We start from the raw sequence: 19,172 nt of genomic DNA, 5'->3' as shown, positions 1-19,172 counted from the left end.
TTCGGGAAGCGGCCCGGGAAAACGGAACAACCCCAACGGTTGTCACCGCGTCCCGGGCCGACTTTCACCGACCGGCCAGCACATTAATCACCCAGTTCATCGCCGATCATCAGGGCCACCGCGACGGCCCTGATGGTTTGCGCTGGGGTGTCGAGCCGATCTGCGCACAGCTGACCGAGCTGGGTGTGCCGATCGCCCCATCGACCTACTACGACCAGGTCAAACATGAACCCAGCCGCCGCGAAGTTCGTGACGAGGACCTCAAGCCCGAGATCCAACGGGTGCACGCCGCCAACTACGGGGTCTATGGTGCCCGCAAGGTGTGGCTGGCGCTCAACCGTGAGGGGATTGTGGTGGCGCGCTGCACCGTCGAGCGCCTGATGAGCGAACTCGGCCTGTCCGGAGCGGTCCGCGGCACGACCAAACGCACCACCATCGCCGACCCCACAGCAGCGCGCCCTCCTGACTTGGTGAACCGCCGATTCGGGCCGCCCGCACCGAATCGATTGTGGGTGGCCGACCTGACCTATGTGTCGACGTGGTCGGGGTTTGCCTACGTGGCCTTCGTCGTCGACGCCTACGCGCGGCGGATCCTGGGCTGGCGGGTCGCGGCGACGATGGCGACCTCGATGGTGCTCGACGCGATCGAGCACGCCATCTGGAGGCGCCAACAAGGCGGCATCTTCGATTTGAAAGATGTTGTCCACCATACTGATCGAGGCTCACAGTACACCTCGATCCGGTTCACCGAACGGCTCGCCGAGGCAGGCATTCAGCCATCGGTCGGTGCCGTCGGCAGCTCCTACGACAACGCTCTGGCCGAGACGATCAATGGGCTGTACAAGACGGAGTTGATCAAACCCCGCAAGCCCTGGCGCACCATCGAGGAAGTTGAGTTGGCTACCGCCGAATGGGTCGACTGGTTCAATCATCGTCGGCTCTACGAGTACTGCGGTGACATTCCACCTGCCGAACTTGAGGCGGTCTACTACGCTCAACGCCGGAGACCAGCCGCCGGCTGAGGTCTCAAATCAGAAAGTCTCCGAACTCACCGGGGCGGTTCAGTTTCGAAACCGGGCAGGCGAATCCACACTCACGCCGTCAGACCAGACCCATTCCGCCGACCAGACCACCAATGCCGCACCGCTGTCGCAACCCAACGAGATTCGCGCCTGCAGGCCCATCGAGATCGACGTCCGTGTCCCACCCTCGGGTGTCGTGGCCATCGCCGGCCTGCAGCAACTCTGGGTCGGCAAGAACTACGCCGGCCTGACGGTGACCTTATGGATTGACCTGACCCGCATCCATGTCCTGCTTGGCGACGAGGTCATCAAAACTGTCCCATCCCGAGTCACCACCGCCGACCTTAAGCACCTGTCGCTACGCGGTGTCCGCCCCGGGCGGGCCGACCCGGTTGAGCCCGCCGCGACAAGCGTGGACGTGGGTAAGCGGCCTGCACCCGTCGATATCGACCGCACAGCAAGCCGCGACGGCATCGTTGTGGTCGCTGGTCGCGTCCTGCCCCCGGTGTACGGGTATTGCCGGCCCAGAGTGGCGTTGAGATTCGACGGTGGGCTCATCCACGCGACTGCAGGGCACATGTTGCTCAAGACACTGCCAAACCCATTTAGCCGCAATGAAGTCCAGCAGCTCAAGGGGGTCAGACCCGCAGCATCGCCGCTTCCGCCGCCCCCACCGTCCGGCCCCCAAAGCGTTCAGCGGCGAGTCCCCAAAGACGGCGTAATCATGGTCGCCGGCCAACGTCTGCGTGTCGGCAGAACACACGTCGGGACGATCGTCACCGTCGTAGTCGATGACCACCACTTCCGCGTCCTGGACGGCACCACAGAGCTGTCACTGCACGCACGGACGTCAACCAAGCCCATCCGCAACTTCAACGCCCACCGCCCCCGCCAACGGTAACCATGTCCCGACGACAACAGGTCGCGTATGTCTTGGGACCTCACAGATCATAAAGCGCTGCCACACAGTCACTTCAAGGTCATCGCAGCATGGCGCGATCGCAAAGAAGACGCAGTCATCGCCACCTGCAGGCAGGAAGCGGTCCGGTTGGCCAAGCGTATCGTGGCTCTCGACGGCGAGCTCATCGATAACCGCAAGAGTCTCGATTCCCTCGTCAGGGGTGTCGCTCCCGAACTCTGCGAGCTGCCCGGGGTGGGTTCGGTCGTCGCGGCATGCGTCCTGACGGCATGGTCGCATCCCGGGCGTGTACGGTCCGAGGCGGCGTTCGCCGCCCTCGCCAGTACCTGCCCAATACCAGCCTCGTCGGGAAACACCCTGCGGCACAGACTCAATCGCGGCGGAGACCGCCGACTCAACCGGGCGTTGACCACCGTCGTCATCGTTCGCATGCGCACCCACGCCCCGACCCGCGCCTATGTCGCCCGCCGCCGCGCCGAAGGCCGCACCACCAAGGAGATCATGCGCTCGCTCAAGCGCTACCTCACCCGACAGCTCTACCGAACCCTGGCCGCCGCACATCCGCTGCCCTCAACCCCTTGACGCGATATAGAAGCATCCCGGGTTCGATGCCGCTTCATGTTTGAGACATCGCCGGCTGGGACGTCCGGAGGTGAGCGTAGTAGGCGCTCTCGTATTCCTCGGGTGGGGCGTAGTCCAAGACGCTGTGCAGACGGCGGTTGTTGTACCAATCGACCCATTCCATCGTGGCGTACTCGACGTCGTAGAGGGTCCCGCAGCGGGCCGGACCGGAACGGGCTGCCCACACTGACGGCCTCGGTCTTGAACAGCCCGATGGTTGTCTCGGCCAACGCATTATCGTAGGCGTCACCGATGCTGCCGATAGACGCTGAATCCTTTCCAACACAAGGGTTTCCGCGAAGGCGATCGACGTATATTGAGAACCGGCATCACTGTTAAGCTGGACCCGGCTTAATTCCGATTATGCCGAGGTTTGCGTTAAGCCGAGGATGTGCGGAGATAGCCTGTGCTGGTGGGGGGTACCGGCGGAATTCTCGGCTTAATGTTTAGGTCGTTATCGCAGGCTGTAGAGGGTTTGGAGTTGGTCTTCGGTGAGCGGTTCGGTGTCGGCGGGGTTGATGGCGGGGGTGGCGGCGTTGATGGCTTGTCGCATCATGTCCAGGGTTGCGAAAGCGTAGAATGCTGTTGTTGTGGAGGCGTTTTCGTGGCCGAGGAGACGCATGATGATGGGTAGCGGGATGCCCTGCTGGTAGAGGTCCATCGCTTTGGTTTTCCGGATCAGGTGGCAGTGGATGTTGGTCGGGATCGAAGGGTATTGAGCGCGTGCGGTTTCGGCGGCGTGCTTGAGCACGGCGGCGACGGTGTCGGCCGACAGTTCGGCGGGTTGCCCGCGGTGCCGACTGTAGAACAGCGGCCTGGTCGCGGGGAGTTTGGTGATGTTCGGATGGAACTCGGCGAGGTAGACGTGCAGGTGCTCGACGGTTTCGCGGTGAGCGGCACGACGCGGGTCTTGTTGCCCTTCCCGGTGAGCAGGACGTGGCCGGGCTCGGTCAGGTGCAGATCACCCAGGGTCAGGCCGGTGATTTCTCCGACGCGGGCCGCGGTGTCGTAGAGCAGGATCAGCAGCATCCGGTTCCTACGAGATTTTGCGGTGTGCCCGGTGAACGCAGCAAGGATCGCCCGGGTTTGATCGTCGGTGAGGTATTCGACGGGCCTGCGGGGGCCCGCCCGTGCTTTGAGCGCTTTGGCTGATTGGCTGAGCGCGACGAGGATGAGATCTTCGTATGCCGCGTAGGCCAGGAACGCCTTGATCGCGCTGAGGCGCAACGTGACGGTCTTGGGCTTGTAGTGCCGTTGACCGGTCATCCAGGTCAGCCATCCTTTGAGGTGTGGGCGGTCGAAGTGATCGAAGCTGACATGCTTGCCTTCGATGTGCTCGGCCTCGCCGAGGTAGCTCAGGAAGCATTCCAGGCTGATTCGATAGGCCTCAACGGTTTTCGGTGATAGTCCGCGGGCCTTGGGCATGTAGGCGTGCAGATAATCGCGGGCGAACCCGAAGAAGTCCGGGGCGCCGGTATGCGGGTCGCGTCTCATCAGAATCCCACCTGCGGCAGCACGCACTGGCGTGCGGCGGTGATGTCGGCGTAATCGGCCATGAAATCGGGCGAGGTGTGCACGTAGTAGTACGTGCTCTCGAAGGTCGCGTGCCCCATGTAGCGCGATAGGTAGGGCAGCATTGCGGTGACGTCGTCGCCGGCGATCATCCATCGGCGGATGTTGGCGGCGAAGTGATGCCGGAAATCGTAGGGGCGGGGCTGTCGACCCGCCAGCGGCCTGGCAAGCCCGGCCGCATCCCAGATCCGGCCGAAGATCTTGCCGACCGTCGCTGTGGTCACCTCGTTGCCGGTCGCGGAGATGAAAAACGTTCGACGCGAGGCGAACTGTGTTCGTGAGGTTTGGTCGCAGGTGTCGAGGACTGCGCTGACCGGATCGGTCAGCGGCAGCCGGCGGCTGCGATGTCCTTTGGACCCGGTGATGTCGATGTGCCCGGCATCGAGGTCGACCTGATCGGTCTGCGGGTGCGGGTTTCGCCGGTCCGCAGCCCGCACGAATGCATCAGGGTGAAGAACGCCACCGCCTGCCATCGCCACGGGCATCCGGGTGATCTCAGAAACAGAGGACTCGCCAGTCACTTCTCGCATCTCGTGGGCTAACCGTGGTGAGCGAGGCCGGTGCGCCGGCTCGAGTGGACTAGTCTCGGCACGAAACAGCTGCACCGAGGAGGGCGACCGCATGACTGTTGCGCCTGATTTTGTCCCGTGGATGCGACAACAGGTCAATGAGTGGGCAGATAAGTATGGGGTTGATGGGCGACGTGCATTCCCAGCCTGGTGTTTGCATTTCCTTTTCGACGTTGAAGACGATGATGCCTTCAACCAAACGGACACCCTCTCACAAGGTGACGCCGGACTTGATGGTTGGTATTTCGACCGCGCCAGCGGAGTCTTTCATCTGGTCCAGGCCAAGTACCTCGACGACCCCATAAGCGGACAGGTGGCTAGTGGGGCACTTGATCCATTATTGAGGGCTGCCCTTCTACTCCGGGATCCGAGCAAAGTCGAGGACGGTCCCCACAGTGCCAAACTCACGAGTATCGCGATTGACCTTCAGCAGGCACTCATGGATGAGGTGGCGGTGTCGCTGGATTTTTTGATCGCCGGATCAGTCTCGGATCAGATCAAGTCAGAACTCGAGCAAGCCACCACCCAGCTTGGCCCGCATTTTAGTGCGGCCTTCTATGATACCGATCGGCTTTGGTCAGTACGGCGCGCCGACGAACCGATCTCCGATCTTGCAGGTGAAACAGTCATCTTCGCCATTGCAGGTTCAAAGGCGTATTTTGAGCTCGAACGTATTGCCCTCGGTGGCGTCGAGAAGGCTGCCGTAGCAACAATCGATGGGCGATCCCTTGCCGATGTCGCGGATAGCGTCGGCGCCAGGTTATTCCACAGCAACGTTCGGTACTACCTCCGCGCGACCAACCGGGTCAATAAGTCCATGCGGACCACGTTGGAGACACAGGACGGAAAATCCGCCTTTTGGCTTTACAACAATGGCCTCACTATTGTCGCGGACACCTTCGAATTCAAGTCAGACCATAACACAACAATTATCGCTATAGAGAATCCACAAATCGTCAACGGCGCACAGACGACATCGGTCCTGAAAGAACGTCGCGCTCACGTTCAGCCAGGTGACGTTTCTGTTCAAGCGCGCATCATCGCGGTCACTAAAGACGAGGAAGGCCACAAAAGGCTCGAGAAAATATCAGAGTTCACGAATAGCCAAAGCCCAGTACGCGCAGGCGATCTGCGTTCAAACGACCGGCGCCATAAGACGCTCCAAGGAGCGTTCGACATGCTGCCCGACCCGGTGTTTTACGAGCGACGCAGAGGCGAATGGCATTCCTTAGATGCTGCGTCAAAACAGCGGTATCAATCACGACGAGTAGCCAAGGAAGAGATCGGGCAGCGATATCTGGCATTCCGTGGAAAACCAGCCGAATCAATTGCTAAAAAGGATGCAATATTCGGTGAATTGGAAGCAGAAGCGTTCGACACTTCGGTATCAGCTCACGTATACATGCTTGCCGATACCCTGTATAAACAAGCTTACGATTTGATGAAGGAAAGTAATGAACAGCAACTCCTCACTCTAGTGCCAGGCTTCAGCTCACCTATATCACCCGAGGAAGGCGCACCGACTCAGATTGCAACCCTCAGACGCGTCCACAAATTGGCTTGCGCGCATGCTGTCGCCTTAGCTCACGTCGTCCTAACCAAACGCTATAGCAGTATCGCGGGTCATCGCGCGGCAGTCATCCGAGCCCGACTCGCCGACCAATCTAACAAAACGAAGGATGTGGTGTGGGGATTGGTCTTCAAATCGATCCGCTTGTGGCTCTCGGCACTTCAGGACAAGGGGGCCCTGAAAGCGATATTGCAGCGAAGCGAAGCCTTCACACAACAGAAGGCTACCTTGCAGGACGTGATGGCCGATTTCGATCTCAACGCCAAGTTGGCGGCAATACCAACGTCACCTTGACGACACCGACTACCCCCAACTTCGCTCCTCACATCAGCTAATGCTTGCTGTCAGCCGCAAAGCGTCCACTGCGCTCGTGAGCGTTTTCACATAAACCGACTGGGGTCCAGTATACGTGAACGACCAAGCCCTATGTTGGCAATTACTCTATTCGGTCGGCGGGTAGCGATCGGCGGTAAGGATCTGTTTGCCGACGCGAATTTACGCCGTTCAGTACCGACGGATGCTCTGGCGGATTTCTTTATCCTCCATCCGGTCCGTGTCGGGATTCGTCGGCATCGGCCGAAAACTGGCCCCGTGTCGACGCCCGAATTCTGTCTCCTCCGGCCAAGTCTCGGCCGAAGGGCTGAGCCCCAACGCACAGTCATACGAGGATTGGCTTAACACGTGCCGAGGCAATAACACCATTCCACGAAGGGCTTCGCGATGTAAATGACGAAGACATGAAAGTAATCGGCCTGATGTCAGGCACGTCAATGGACGGCCTCGACGCAGTCGTGGCCGAGCTCGACTGGGACGGCGCCGCCGTCACGATGACCCCGCTGCGGCACATCGAACGCCCTTGGCCCGACGAAGTCCGCCAACGACTGCACGCCTCGCTAGGTCCCACCACGGCGGGCGAGTTGTGCGAACTCGACCAGCTGATCGGCCAGGCGTCGGCGAAGCTCGCCTCCGAGCTGCTTCCCGCCGACCTCATCGTCAGCCACGGTCAGACGGTTCACCACTGGGTGCAGGACGGCGAGGCGAAGGGCACGCTACAGCTCGGGCAGCCCGCGTGGATCGTCGAGGCGACTGGGTTACCGGTCATCTCCGACGTCCGCTCGCGCGACATCGCCGCCGGCGGCCATGGCGCCCCGCTCGCCGGGATCCTCGATGACCTGTGGCTACGGGGCGAACACACCCGCGCGGCGCTCAACCTCGGCGGAATCGCCAACGTGACCATCGTCCGCACCGCCCGTCCCCCACTGGCATTCGACACCGGCCCAGCCAACTGTTTACTCGACGAGGCGGCACGGCGAGCCACCGGCGGCGCCAGCGATGAGGACGGCCGCCTCGCCGCCGCCGGCACCCCGGACACCCAACTTCTGCAAGACCTGCTCGCCGACCCGTACTTCTCCCTCCCGCCGCCGAAATCAACTGGCCGCGAACACTTCCACCTCGGCGACCTGCCGGATCTATCGCCCGAGGACCTGCTGGCGACACTGACGGAGCTGACCGCGATCACGATCGCCGACGCCCTCGCGCCGTACGCACCCGTCGAGGTCGTCGCGTCGGGCGGTGGCGTCCGTAATTCGACGCTGCTCGCCGCGCTCAAACGCCGCCTACCAATCACCCTCAGCGACGAGCGCGGTCTGCCCGCGCAAGCCAAGGAGGCCTATCTGATGGCGCTGGTCGGCTTCCTCAGCTGGCACCAGGTGCCGCTGCTCACCGGACCGCATGTGCTCGGGCGCATCTCTCCCGGCAACTCGCCGCTCTCGCTACCGCCTCCGGCGTCCCTGCCAACCGGCTTGATTATCCGAACGACGTGATCCCGCAAACGTTGCCGCACATACGAGTTCGGCACCCTAGAGACGAAACACCGGCCAAGACCGTCGCTACCTCATAACGCCCGCAACCCCTCCCAGCGAAACTCACCCCGCAACACGCGCTTTCACCCGACGCTTCCTCCGACGCGACCGAGCAGCAGCGACCAACCGCGCCACCCCCTCCTCAATCCCCGCCGCCAGCGCGTCAACGTCAGGCGCGGTCTCATAGTCACCCGTAATACCGAACACAAAATTGTCCGCATAGCTGACCATCGCGATACCAGTCCGCAACTGCACACCGATCGGCGGAATCGGCAAGATCTCCAGTACCCGACGGCCCATCAGCCTCTGTTCAGCTCGGGGGCCCGGAACGTTGGTAGCCAAGGCGACCACCGCCCGCTGCGGCAGCCGAGTCAGCAACCGAATAGTCCACGCCGACAACGCAAATGGCACATTCTTGGCCGCCCCGAACAACGCGCTGCCGCCTTCACGCTGGCCGCTCCCCTTCGCCTGGATCAGCCGATTGTGCACCAGCTGCAACTGCTTCAAAAGATCCGCCTCGTCGACGGGCAGCAACGGCAGCATCGCCGAAACCCGATTGTCCGCCTTATTGAAGTGGTTCGTCCCGCGTACCGATACCGGAACCAATGTGCGCAGCGAATCATGGCCCGGCTGTTCCCCCCGCGCGAGCAGCAGCTGGCGGTAACTATTCGTGATCGCCGCCAACGCAACATCATTGAGCGTCACATCGAATGCTCGAGCCACCTCCTGCAGATCGGACAACCGGGCCCGGGCCACGCTGTAGCGACGCATGGTCGTCAAGCTTCCACTCAGCGACGTTTCCGGTGCGGGACTCAGCACGCTGGCCGTCAGCTCGGCCGCGCCCACCGCGGCGTGTTCGACGGCGACGGCCGCGCCAACCGCGGTCCGCACGATGCCGCTCACCCAGTTCACTGGGTTCAGGCTGACCTTGGGCAGGCTCAGCCAACCCCGGTCCGGCTCTTTGGCGGCCCGAATCTCCGTGGCGAAAGTGCCGCCGCCACCGCCGCCACCGTCGTCACTGAACCTGGCCAGTATTTGTGTCGTGGCGATACCGTCGGCGATGCAGTGATGAAGCTTGGTCAACACCGCCCACCGGTCATCGCTGAGGCCCTCGATCAGGTAGCAGTCCCACAGCGGGCGCTCGCGGTCGAGTCGGCGCTCCATCACGCTAGCGACCAGTTCGAAGAGTTCGGCGTCGCCACCGGGATGCGGTACCGCCAGCCGGTGCAGGTGCCGCGAGATGTCGAAGTGCGGGTCCTCGACCCATTCGGGCGGGGCGAGGTCGAGCGGATGCCTCCGCAGCATCTGCGTACAGCGCGGGATGTCTTGCGCCCGCTCGGCAAAGGCCGTGACGAATTCTTCGAAGGTGGGCGCGGGTCCTTCGATGATCGACACTCCGCCGATCGCCATGCTCACGTGCGGATCGGAATCCTCAACCTCGAGGAAAGTGGCGTCCAGTGCCGACAAGCGCTCCATCTCATCACTATCTGCCGGTGGCATGCGTCGCGGTCAGGGCCGGAAGTCCCATCTTGGTGGGCCGAATGAACTCGCAACACCGTCCACGGCAAGCGCCCCCCCGGAAGAACACCGAAACCTCAAGCGATTCCCGCCAACTCACGAGACACCGCATCGAACGCCTTGACGGCGTCCAACAACCCCGGCTCCTGAGAGCTCGGTTGTGACGATAACTTGGCGGCGACGACCTCCGCGGCGCGGTTTATGTAGATCAGCTGACCGCACATGCCCACAGCCAACACCACGTTATTGCCCGGGTACGGGAACCACATCTGGTTGCGGTACATCCCGCCCGGCATCCCGGTGTCGTCGGGACTGGCGGCGAACGCCTGACGGGAGTCGGGACCACCGTCGAGGGTGTCGGCGATCCACGCCGCCGGCACCACCTGCTGGTCGGTCAACGAGACACCGTCGCGCAGGAACAGCGACCCGAACCGGATCATGTCGGTCAGACATGCGCTGATGCCGCCGTCGAAAATCCCCGTTCCGCCCGCAGCGTCCAACATGATCGTCGCGTCGCACGCGGCCCCGATCCGGCTCCACAGCAGTTCCGACATCAGCTCCGGCATCGGCTGTCCGCCGGCCACCTCGCAGATCCAGCCGAGCACATCCGTTTCACACGAACGGTATTCGAACGCACCACCGTGAGAACGGCTCTGCCGCAACGTCAGCAGATAGTCGCGTAACGTCGCGGGCAGGTCCAAAAGGCTACGAACCGCCCACCCGATCACCTGCTCCCGCACATGTATCTCGGCCCCAGGATCAGAGTAATCCTCCGAGAAGGCGACACCCGACCTCATGTCCAGCAGATGGCGCACCGTCGCACCCGCATAGCCACACTGCGCCAAGGCAGGAACAAAGGACGCCACCGGAGCGTCAACATCGATCGCCCCCGCCCCCTGCAAAGCGCCCACCACCGCCGCCACCAACGACTTGCTCACCGAGAACAACAAGTGCCGCGTCCGACGGTCAAACCCGTCGACATACTCCTCCGCCACCAGAGAACCGCGAAACGCTACCGCCCACCCGTCGGTAGCGGTGCCGGCCATCACCGCACCCACGGTTGTGGCCACCCCGTCACCAAGGGTCACCCCGACGTCGGAAACCGGAGCACTGGCCGCAGACAACCCAGCAACCGGCCCACTCCCGCGCGGAATGACCGCCGTCGGCATGAAGTCCTCGACGTGCTGAAACGCCCACCGCGCATACGGCGCCGACAGCCAGTTGCCCAGTGAGAAACCAGCCGGAACACCACCGCCCGAGACGCCCCCGCCCGAAAAGCCGATGCCCCCGCTCACGCCCGTGCGACGAGCCGAGACACGATCGGCGCGGCCGGCACCAACGGCGTCGACACAAATTTCGCCTTCATGCCGTTGACCCACCGCTTGCACCGCTCAGTCAGCTGATAGTCCTCCGTCTGCAAGTGCCCCCGCGTGACCAGAACGCCGAGTTGCGCTCCCTCCGAACGCAAGTCACCCGGCGCCGCGACTCGCATGTAGAAGGCCTCGGACCCGTCCAGCAGCGTGGCCCAGTCGTTGGCGGACCGCATGAACGAGACCCGACCGTCGTCGTCGATGCGCCACACGCCCGTGCGTGGCGTGGAGGTGAACAGCTCGATATCCGGCGAGGTCTCCGAGATGATCACCTGGCCCCACACCTCGTTCTCGCCGTAGCCCCGCTCCCAACGCTCGTTGATCTCCTCGATGTCGAGTTCGTACTCCACGTCCATGTACTCGAGCAGATGGAAGAGAAACAGCGGCATGTCCGCATATGCCTCGGTGGTCAGGTTTGTCATCGGGCTGGCACCACTGAGCCGGGGGTTCACCTCGCCGAGGTAGAGCTCACCGGAATCGAGGTCATGCAGCAGGTCCACCTCGAAGTAGCCGCGGTACCCCTCGCGACTCAGCACGTCACCCAGCTTTCGCACCATCTCGCGCGCGGCGTGCGTCTGGTCCGCGGGCAGCACCTCGCGCCAAACGTCGTTGCCGCACCAGGCGCCCCGATACGGCGTCACCTCCGAGTACCCGACCAGACTCGTCATCGCGGGCCCGATCACGGTGCCGTGGCGGGTCACCACGCCCTCGATGCAGACCTCGACATTGCGGATCCGCTTCATCACCTTGACCTCTGGCTGACAGGTCAGATCGGCGGCGTGCTCGTCCCAGTCACGCTGACCGCGGATGAAGAACGTCCCGCTGCCGGCGTTGCCGTAGGCGATCGAGATGACCAGGTCGTCCCCCAGTCCCGCGCTCTGGGCGAGTGCCAGCAGTTCGTCGTAGGAGCCGACGCGCCCCATCGTGTGCGGCACGCTCGGCACGCCCGCTTCGTTGGCCAAGCGCGTCATGATGATCTTGGAACCGAGGCGTTCGCGCAGCTCGCAGGACGGATGTATGACCTCGAGACCCGCCTGCCGCGCCAGTGCCTGCGTTTCCTCCTCCAGGAACACGAAGCACGCCTTGCCACCGGGACCCTTGCCCGCGATGAACTCAAGCGTCTCCGGATCGGACAGCAGGTGGTTGCAGACATCCCCCATGCAGTCGAAATCCCTGCGGTCCCGCCGACGGGGCACGAACACTCGCGAATGCAGGCCCTCGAAAGAGTCAAAGTAGGTCAGGTAGAAGAAGTTTCGTATCCACCGGTCGATGCCCAGCAGGTTGAACGGCGTCGGCGAGATGAAGAACACCGGCACGGTGTTGTTGTGAAAGAACGCGCGTACGTCCGACAGGCCCTTCAGCACGCGGCGCGGCTGGGGCTCAGGTCCTCCGGCTGGCACCATCACGCCGACCTTCCAGACGACGCGCGAGAAGACGCGTGAGACGACGACATAACACCTAGGAGCCGCACGGCGGCGGTGAGATCACATGCCTTCATGGCACTAGTGTGGCCCGCCGAAGAGCGTTCGTCGCGCCCACCCCTCACGTCAACACCGGGCGATCGGCCCTACCTCGCAGGGACGCCACCAGCGCGGCCACCGCATGGTCGATCAAGTGCGTCGTAGAACGGTTAAGCACGAGCGCCGGGGGCGGGGCGGCTAGGCCGACCCGTTGAAGCCGGGATACCGGCGCAGCTTCCGTCAGCAGCAGGTTCACCGGAATGGCCTGTGATTCGCAGTGCTATCCCGCCGAGGTCCAGCTTTCGCGCCAGGCTTGTCGAGCCTCGGACAAGATTGACAAACTCACCGTCGCGCACGCACAGCCCAACGTGATTGAAAACTATTCGATATCGGCTCATTTCAAGACTTGTCGGACCCCATCGTTACCGTGCGATCATGCAGCCCCCGACGTATCCCTCGATAATCCTCGCCAGCGTCTTCGCCTCGCTCGGCGAGGCCACCTACCACCGCGGTCTGGCTTACGCGCGCGAGGGCCGGGTGCTGAAATGCCTGTGGGATCCGCAGCGGCGCACTCTGACCGGTCAGGTCTGGGGCAGCCAGGGCCAGGCCTATGCCACCACCGTGCACCTTTCCCTGGAAGGCACCGACAGCTGGAGATTCACCTTTGGTTTTTGCAACTGCCCGGTGCACCTCAACTGCAAGCATGTCGGGGCCATTGCCATAACCATCGCCGATGCCGTGACCACAGGCGCACGGCGCGCGCCATACCCGACCGCATGGCGGCACTCGCTGGACGCCCTGCTGCCCGCTTCTCATCATTGCGCCGGGACGCCGCTGGCGATTGAGCTCAACCTTTCGACGGACGGACCGATGCCTAGGCTGGTGGCCCGGCTCATGCGGCCCGCGAAACGAGGCGGTTGGGTGGCCGACCATCTGACTTGGGACAAGGTGCGGACGCTGGAACGCGACGGCTATCTCGGCGCTCACGTCCAGGCGTTGCGTGAGTTATATGTGACCTATCGGGCGTCGATCTCGAACCCTTATGGCGTTTACCACTATTCGGACAGTTACGAGGACGACGTAAAGGTCGTCTCGCTGCTGCGGTTCGGTTCCCCGCAGCTGTGGCCACTGCTCGCCGAGGCGCGCCGAGTGGGGGTCCGACTCATCCAGCGAGAAACCCAACGGGAGGTGCCATCGCCCTGCGACGCCCAGTTATGTCTGGACGTCACCGCCGACCCGATGGGTGATCTCGTGGTTGAACCGATGCTGCGGATAGACGGCGCCACGGCGCGGCCGCTGGCATTCATCGGATCGTCAGGGCATGGGGCGGTCTACGACGACGGCGGACTGCGCCTGGCCCGATTGGACAAGCCCGCGCCCGAAGCGTTGCAGTGCATGGCGCTCGGCGGCCATCCGGTGGTCATCCCCGCATCCGAGGCGGCGCGTTTCACCGCGGAGTACTACCCGAGGTTGCGCCACACCGCCACCGTCACATCGTCAGACGATTCGGTCGCGCTCCCCGAGATCACCGGGCCGACCTTGGTGCTGCGCGCCGACTACCAGGACGGTCATGAACTCGAGGTGAGCTGGGAGTGGGAATACCATCTCGGCGACAAGGACTTTCGCGTACCGATCGGCACGTTGGACCATGTCGGCTACCGCGACCCGGAAGCTGAGAAAATGCTCGCCTCCACCTTGGAAGCGCCGTTGGAAGAAGCCAGACTGCGCGCCGCGGACGGCAGGCTCGTCCCCCGGGTCCGGCTGTCTGGCTTGGACACCATGCGGTTCGCCACCGAAATTCAACCGCTGCTCGCCGAACTCCCCGAGGTAGACATCGAGGTAACGGGCGATCCGGCTGACTACCGAGAGGCCACCCTCGCCGTGGCGGTAACCACGGATGCGGTTGCCGGTCAGACGGACTGGTTCGACCTTGGTGTCACGATCAGCATTGAGGGCAAGCAGATTCCGTTTGTCAGCGTGTTCACCGCGCTGGCTTCCGGCCAGTCCCATCTCCTACTGGCCGACGGCGCCTATTTCTCGCTGGACAAACCGGAGTTGGTCAAGCTGCGCGAACTCATCACCGAAGCCCGCTCCCTCACCGACGCCGAGGACGGGCCAGCCCGGATCAGCCGATTCCAGGTCGGGCTGTTCGACGAACTGTCCGAACTCGGAGTCGTCACGCGCCAGGCCGACGAGTGGCGCCGCCAGGCCGACGGACTTCGCGCCCTGAACGGCGTGGCGCCGGCCGCGGTGCCGGCCGAGTTGCGCGCGGACCTGCGGCCGTATCAGGCCGAAGGTTTCTCCTGGCTTGCGACCCTGTTTGCGCACGGGCTCGGCGGAATTCTCGCCGACGACATGGGACTGGGTAAGACCATCCAGTCGCTGGCGTTGATCTGCCATGTCCGGCAACAGAATCCGAGCATGGCGCCGTTTCTGGTGGTGGCGCCGGCCAGCGTGGTGGCCAACTGGGCCACCGAGGCCGCACGATTCGCACCCGAGCTCAACATTGTGCCCATCACCGACACGCTGCGGCGCGCCCGTACCGACCTCGACGAGCTGACGACCGGCGCCCACATCGTGGTCACCTCGTACACGCTGTTCAGGCTCGACTTCGAGGCTCACGCCGGTAGAACCTGGTCGGGGCTGATTCTGGACGAGGCGCAGTTCGTCAAGAACCACCGCGCCAAGACCTACCAATGTGCACGCAAGCTCGCCACACCATTCAAGCTGGCAATCACCGGTACCCCAATGGAAAACAACCTGATGGAGTTCTGGGCACTGCTGTCAATCACCGCTCCTGGGCTGTTCCCCAGCCCGACGAAGTTCAACGAGTTTTACGCCAAGCCCATCGAAAAGAACCGCGACGCTGAGCTTTTGGCTCTGTTCCGCCGACGCATCAAGCCGTTGGTCAAGCGCCGCACCAAGGAGCACGTCGCCGCCGAGTTGCCCGCCAAGCAAGAGCAGGTCCTCGAAATCGAGTTGCCGCCGCGGCACCGCGCGCTGTACGACAAGCGCCTGCAACGCGAGCGGCAGAAGGTGCTCGGCCTGCTCACTGACATGCAGCGCAACCGCGTGACGATTCTCAGATCCCTCACCGTGCTGCGACAGATGGCCCTGCATCCCGGATTGGTCGACCCCGAACACGACCAGATGGCCAGCGCGAGGATCGACGCGCTGGCCGAGCATCTGCGTGATGTCGTCGCCGGCGGCCACCGCGCGCTGGTGTTCAGCCAGTTCACCCGCTTCCTCGGCCGAGTCCGCGATCGCCTCGACACCGAGGGCATCGCGTATTGCTATCTCGACGGGCAGACCCGCGACCGCGCCAACGTGATACAGCGGTTCAAGGACGGAGACGCCCCGGTATTCCTGATCAGCCTCAAAGCCGGCGGGTTCGGGTTGAACCTCACCGAGGCCGACTACTGCTTTCTGCTCGACCCGTGGTGGAATCCTGCGACCGAGGCGCAGGCGATCGACCGTACCCACCGTATCGGCCAAACTCGCAACGTCATGGTCTACCGGCTGATTGCCCGCGACACCATCGAGGACAAGGTACTGGCCCTCAACGCACGTAAGGCCAAGCTCTTCGCCAGCGTCGTCGACGACGGGAATGCGTTCGGCTCCACCCTCACCGCCGACGACATCCGCAGACTGATCGCCTGAGGTGGACTTGCCTGCGACGCCCGGACTCAGCGGTGGGCAATTCGCGTGGGGGTTCCGCCGCCGGCTGCCCGATTTTGCTCGCCGAATGTGGGTCCTATAGCCCAAACATCTTGGGAAGAGGTACATTTCCCCCACACTCGACGAGCCTTCACGGCCAAGCCGCACGCCGGTAGAGTTCAGACGTGGACTGCCCGTCGGTGAACGTAGACCCGTCGCCATGACAGCCGAGCTGAAAACGCGCTGCTGTATCGCGGGTGGCGGGCCGGCAGGCATGATGCTCGGTTACCTGCTCGCCCGCGCCGGGATCGACGTCATCGTCGTGGAAAAGCACGGTGATTTCCTACGGGATTTCCGTGGTGACACCATCCATCCATCCACCCTCGAGGTGATGAACGAGCTCGGCCTCTATGAGCGGTTACTGCAACGACCGCATTACCCGACACCGACGATCAGCGCCAGTTTCGGTGATTTCAAAGTGACAGTGGCCGATTTCCGCCATCTGCCGGTGCGGGGAAAGTTCATTGCCATGATGCCGCAATGGGACTTTCTGGATTTCGTTGCCAAAGAGGCACAACGCTATCCGACCTTCCAGCTCATGATGGCGGCGGAGGTCAAGGACCTGATCGAGGAGAACGGCCGCATCGCGGGCGTCATCGTCAGCACCCCCGACGGCGAGACGAAGATCTTCAGTGACCTTGTGATCGGCTGTGACGGCAGGTCCTCCACCGTGCGCGCCCGTGCAGCCCTGGCAGTCGTGAACCTCGGAGCACCGATAGACGTGCTCTGGTTCCGGATTCCGCGCCTGCCAAGCGATCCCGACGAATCGATGGGCAGCTTCGGCCAGGGTGTCATCCTGGTCATGATCAACCGCGGCGACTATTGGCAATGCGGCTATGTGATCGCCAAGGACTCCCTGGAACAGGCGCGCGAGCGCGGAATTCACTTCTTTCGCAACCAGATAGCGAAGCTGGCGCCGTTCATCGCACAGCGCACCGAGAAACTCGCCGACTTAGACGATCTGGCGTTGTTGACCGTCAAGGTCGACCGTCTCAAGCAATGGCATCGGCCCGGCTTGCTTTGCATCGGCGATGCCGCTCACGCCATGTCGCCGATCGGCGGAGTAGGTATCAACCTGGCGATCCAGGACGCAGTAGCCGCAGCCAATCTCCTGACCCCACCATTACGTCGAGGCCAGCTAACCGACGACGATCTGCACCGCGTGCAGAAGCGGCGTGAACTCCCCACCCGCGTCACCCAAGCGGCGCAGGTCTTCATCCAAAAGAACGTCATCACCGCTGTGCTGGGCGGCCCGGAACAGATCAGGTCACCGCGGGTGGTACGGCTGGTTGCGCGCTGGCCCCGGCTCGCGCGCATCCCCGCCCGCATGGTCGGCATGGGCGTGCGACCAGAACATCCCGATCTGGCCGTGATCGATGCGTCATGACAGCGTCTGAGCGCTCGGTCGCCGGCACGCCGGCAGCACCTTGATCCCCCGTCGCGCCGGCGACAGTGGCAAGTGCATTTTGCACAACCCTGCACGAAGAGGGGCCCAAGTGACCCTTACCGACCCCCGACGACCAGGTTTAGAGTGAATCGCTGTCCAGTAGCCGAAAGTCGCAGGAAAGGGGAGCTCGGATGAGTGACGCAGCGACGCGGTTCGCCGAGATCGTCGGGAACAACAACCTGCTCACCGGCGAGGCGATCCCTGAGGACTATGGGCACGACGAGGAGCTGGCCCTTCCGCCGCAGTTGCCGGCCTACGTCGCCAAGCCGGCGACCGCGCAAGAGGTCGCCGAACTGCTGAAAATCGCCACCGAATTCGCCGTCCCGGTGACGGCCCGCGGGTCGGGTTGTGGCCTGTCCGGGGCGGCGCGACCCCTCCCGAACGGTCTGCTGATCTCGTTCGAGCGGATGAACAAGGTCCTCGAGGTCGACACCGAAAACCAGGTCGCCGTGGTCCAGCCCGGCGTGACGCTGACCGAACTCGACGCCGCCACCATCGACCACGGGCTCGGCTACATGGTCCATCCAGGCGAGCTGTCCTCCAGCGTCGGCGGCAACGTCGGAACCAATGCCGGCGGCATGCGCGCGGTCAAGTACGGCATCGCCCGACACAACGTGCTCGGCCTGGAGGCGGTGCTGCCGACCGGCGAGATCATCCGCACCGGTGGCAAGATCGCCAAAGTCTCCACCGGCTACGACCTGACCCAGCTGATCGTCGGCTCCGAGGGCACCCTGGCCCTTGCCACCGAGGTGATCGTCAAGCTGCATCCACGCCTGGAACACCAAGCCAGCGTGCTTGCCCCCTTCGCCGACTTCGACCAGGTCATGGAGGCGGTGCCGAAGGTGCTCGCCAGCGGCATCGCGCCCTACATCGTGGAATACATCGACAACATGACGATGGCGGCGCTCATCGCCACCCAGAATCTAGAGTTGGGCATTCCCGACAACATCCGCGACAGCTGCCAGGCATATCTGCTCGTGGCAGTGGAGGACCGCACCAGCGACCGACTGTTCGAGGACGTCGAAGCTGTCGGTGAGATGCTTGCCGAACTGGGCGCGGCCGACGCCTACGTGCTGGAAGGGGGTGCGGCGCGCAAGTTGATCGAGGCCCGCGAGAAGGCATTCTGGGCGGCAAAAGCATTGGGTGCACACGACATCATCGACACCGTCGTCCCCCGCGCGTCGATGCCGAAGTTCCTTTCCACCGCACGGAGTCTGGCGGCAGCCGCGGGCGGCGGCGCCATCGGTTGCGGGCACGCCGGTGACGGCAACGTGCACATGGCCATCGTGTGCGAAGACAACGCGAAGCGCAAGCAACTCATGACCGAAATATTCGGGCTGGCAATGGAATTGGGTGGTGCCATCTCCGGCGAGCACGGCATTGGCCGCGCCAAGACACCGTACTACCGCAAGCTGGAGGATCCGGCCAAAATCGCCCTCATGCGTCGGATCAAGGAGAGCTTCGACCCGGCAGGCATCCTCAACCCCGGCGTGGTATTCGGAGAAGCCTGACCGCGCGTGGCGCG

General features: G+C 63.3%; 14 protein-coding genes and 1 pseudogene. 8 read left to right on the top strand and 7 right to left on the bottom strand.

The features are described from left to right. The 3 genes and pseudogenes from BST27_RS00680 to BST27_RS00670 all read left to right on the top strand — a co-directional run. On the top strand, positions 1–1,022 hold a 1,022-nt coding region (locus BST27_RS00680; protein ID WP_083148359.1), incomplete at its 5' end, for an IS3 family transposase. Next, positions 976–1,923 (top strand): Mu transposase domain-containing protein, encoded by a 948-nt coding sequence (locus BST27_RS00675; RefSeq protein WP_139804943.1) that lies wholly within the window; start codon positions 976–978, stop codon positions 1,921–1,923. The genes BST27_RS00680 and BST27_RS00675, both read left to right, overlap by 47 nt. A 51-nt stretch (positions 1,924–1,974) precedes the next feature. After that, a pseudogene (locus BST27_RS00670) lies at positions 1,975–2,523 on the top strand (transposase); the annotation flags it as partial. Positions 2,524–2,557: 34 nt separating this feature from the next. On the opposite strand, the gene BST27_RS00665 reads toward BST27_RS00670, so the two are convergent. The 4 genes from BST27_RS00665 to BST27_RS00655 form a co-directional block, all read right to left on the bottom strand. After that, positions 2,558–2,749, bottom strand: coding sequence for an integrase core domain-containing protein (locus BST27_RS00665; protein ID WP_170062251.1), 192 nt, complete (start codon positions 2,747–2,749; stop codon positions 2,558–2,560). 267 nt (positions 2,750–3,016) lie between these two features. Next, the gene (locus BST27_RS34385; RefSeq protein WP_264000788.1) at positions 3,017–3,337 is read right to left on the bottom strand and encodes a tyrosine-type recombinase/integrase; all 321 of its coding nucleotides are present in this window, start codon (positions 3,335–3,337) and stop codon (positions 3,017–3,019) included. After that, positions 3,241–4,056: a tyrosine-type recombinase/integrase gene (locus BST27_RS00660; RefSeq protein WP_069420589.1), complete on the bottom strand. Its 816-nt coding sequence runs from the start codon at positions 4,054–4,056 to the stop codon at positions 3,241–3,243. The genes BST27_RS34385 and BST27_RS00660 overlap by 97 nt, the downstream gene beginning before the upstream one ends. Further along, positions 4,056–4,655 carry a tyrosine-type recombinase/integrase gene (locus tag BST27_RS00655; RefSeq protein WP_232007349.1) on the bottom strand — a complete coding sequence of 200 codons (600 nt, stop codon included), beginning with the start codon at positions 4,653–4,655 and terminating at the stop codon, positions 4,056–4,058. Before BST27_RS00655 ends, BST27_RS00660 begins: the two co-directional genes overlap by 1 nt. Positions 4,656–4,755: 100 nt before the next feature. Between BST27_RS00655 and BST27_RS00650 the strand changes: the two genes are divergently transcribed. Together BST27_RS00650 and BST27_RS00645 are read left to right on the top strand one after the other, a co-directional pair. Continuing rightward, the gene (locus tag BST27_RS00650; protein ID WP_079219662.1) at positions 4,756–6,567 is read left to right on the top strand and encodes an AIPR family protein; all 1,812 of its coding nucleotides are present in this window, start codon (positions 4,756–4,758) and stop codon (positions 6,565–6,567) included. Positions 6,568–7,010: 443 nt separating this feature from the next. Next, positions 7,011–8,096 carry an anhydro-N-acetylmuramic acid kinase gene (locus BST27_RS00645; RefSeq protein WP_079219663.1) on the top strand — a complete coding sequence of 362 codons (1,086 nt, stop codon included), beginning with the start codon at positions 7,011–7,013 and terminating at the stop codon, positions 8,094–8,096. 102 nt (positions 8,097–8,198) lie between these two features. Here the strand turns inward: BST27_RS00645 and BST27_RS00640 are convergent, their stop codons facing one another. The 3 genes from BST27_RS00640 to BST27_RS00630 form a co-directional block, all read right to left on the bottom strand. Beyond that, positions 8,199–9,611 (bottom strand): wax ester/triacylglycerol synthase family O-acyltransferase, encoded by a 1,413-nt coding sequence (locus tag BST27_RS00640; protein ID WP_069420592.1) that lies wholly within the window; start codon positions 9,609–9,611, stop codon positions 8,199–8,201. A 119-nt stretch (positions 9,612–9,730) separates the two neighbouring features. Beyond that, the gene (locus BST27_RS00635; protein WP_079219669.1) at positions 9,731–10,882 is read right to left on the bottom strand and encodes a serine hydrolase domain-containing protein; all 1,152 of its coding nucleotides are present in this window, start codon (positions 10,880–10,882) and stop codon (positions 9,731–9,733) included. Between the two features lie 62 nt (positions 10,883–10,944). Next, a complete protein-coding gene (locus BST27_RS00630) occupies positions 10,945–12,429 on the bottom strand; it encodes a biotin carboxylase (RefSeq protein ID WP_139804941.1) in 1,485 nt (494 codons plus the stop codon). A 489-nt stretch (positions 12,430–12,918) separates the two neighbouring features. On the opposite strand from BST27_RS00630, the gene BST27_RS00625 reads away from it, so the two are divergent. The 3 genes from BST27_RS00625 (at position 12,919) to BST27_RS00615 (ending at position 19,158) form a co-directional block, all read left to right on the top strand. Next, positions 12,919–16,143 carry a DEAD/DEAH box helicase gene (locus tag BST27_RS00625; RefSeq protein ID WP_069420594.1) on the top strand — a complete coding sequence of 1,075 codons (3,225 nt, stop codon included), beginning with the start codon at positions 12,919–12,921 and terminating at the stop codon, positions 16,141–16,143. Between the two features lie 217 nt (positions 16,144–16,360). Next, on the top strand, positions 16,361–17,587 hold the full coding sequence (locus BST27_RS00620) for an FAD-dependent oxidoreductase (RefSeq protein WP_069420595.1): 1,227 nt from the start codon (positions 16,361–16,363) through the stop codon (positions 17,585–17,587). Between the two features lie 191 nt (positions 17,588–17,778). Further along, positions 17,779–19,158 (top strand): FAD-binding oxidoreductase, encoded by a 1,380-nt coding sequence (locus tag BST27_RS00615; RefSeq protein ID WP_069420596.1) that lies wholly within the window; start codon positions 17,779–17,781, stop codon positions 19,156–19,158. The last annotated feature ends 14 nt before the right edge of the window (positions 19,159–19,172 follow it).

The sequence above is a fragment of the Mycobacterium intermedium genome (assembly GCF_002086275.1).
Classification (GTDB): Bacteria; Actinomycetota; Actinomycetes; order Mycobacteriales; family Mycobacteriaceae; genus Mycobacterium; species Mycobacterium intermedium.
The sequence above is the reverse complement of the archived record's forward strand: the minus strand, read 5'-3'. Positions and strand labels throughout refer to the sequence as shown.

What these genes read in the sequence shown, in the direction of transcription:
- BST27_RS00615 (WP_069420596.1), top strand. Translation starts at nt 17,779, where the DNA reads ATGAGTGACGCAGCGACGCGGTTCGCCGAGATCGTCGGGAACAACAAC.
- BST27_RS00650 (WP_079219662.1), top strand. Translation starts at nt 4,756, where the DNA reads ATGACTGTTGCGCCTGATTTTGTCCCGTGGATGCGACAACAGGTCAAT.
- BST27_RS00620 (WP_069420595.1), top strand. Translation starts at nt 16,361, where the DNA reads ATGACAGCCGAGCTGAAAACGCGCTGCTGTATCGCGGGTGGCGGGCCG.
- BST27_RS00660 (WP_069420589.1), bottom strand. Translation starts at nt 4,056, where the DNA reads ATGAGACGCGACCCGCATACCGGCGCCCCGGACTTCTTCGGGTTCGCC.
- BST27_RS00640 (WP_069420592.1), bottom strand. Translation starts at nt 9,611, where the DNA reads ATGGAGCGCTTGTCGGCACTGGACGCCACTTTCCTCGAGGTTGAGGAT.
- BST27_RS00645 (WP_079219663.1), top strand. Translation starts at nt 7,011, where the DNA reads ATGAAAGTAATCGGCCTGATGTCAGGCACGTCAATGGACGGCCTCGAC.
- BST27_RS00625 (WP_069420594.1), top strand. Translation starts at nt 12,919, where the DNA reads ATGCAGCCCCCGACGTATCCCTCGATAATCCTCGCCAGCGTCTTCGCC.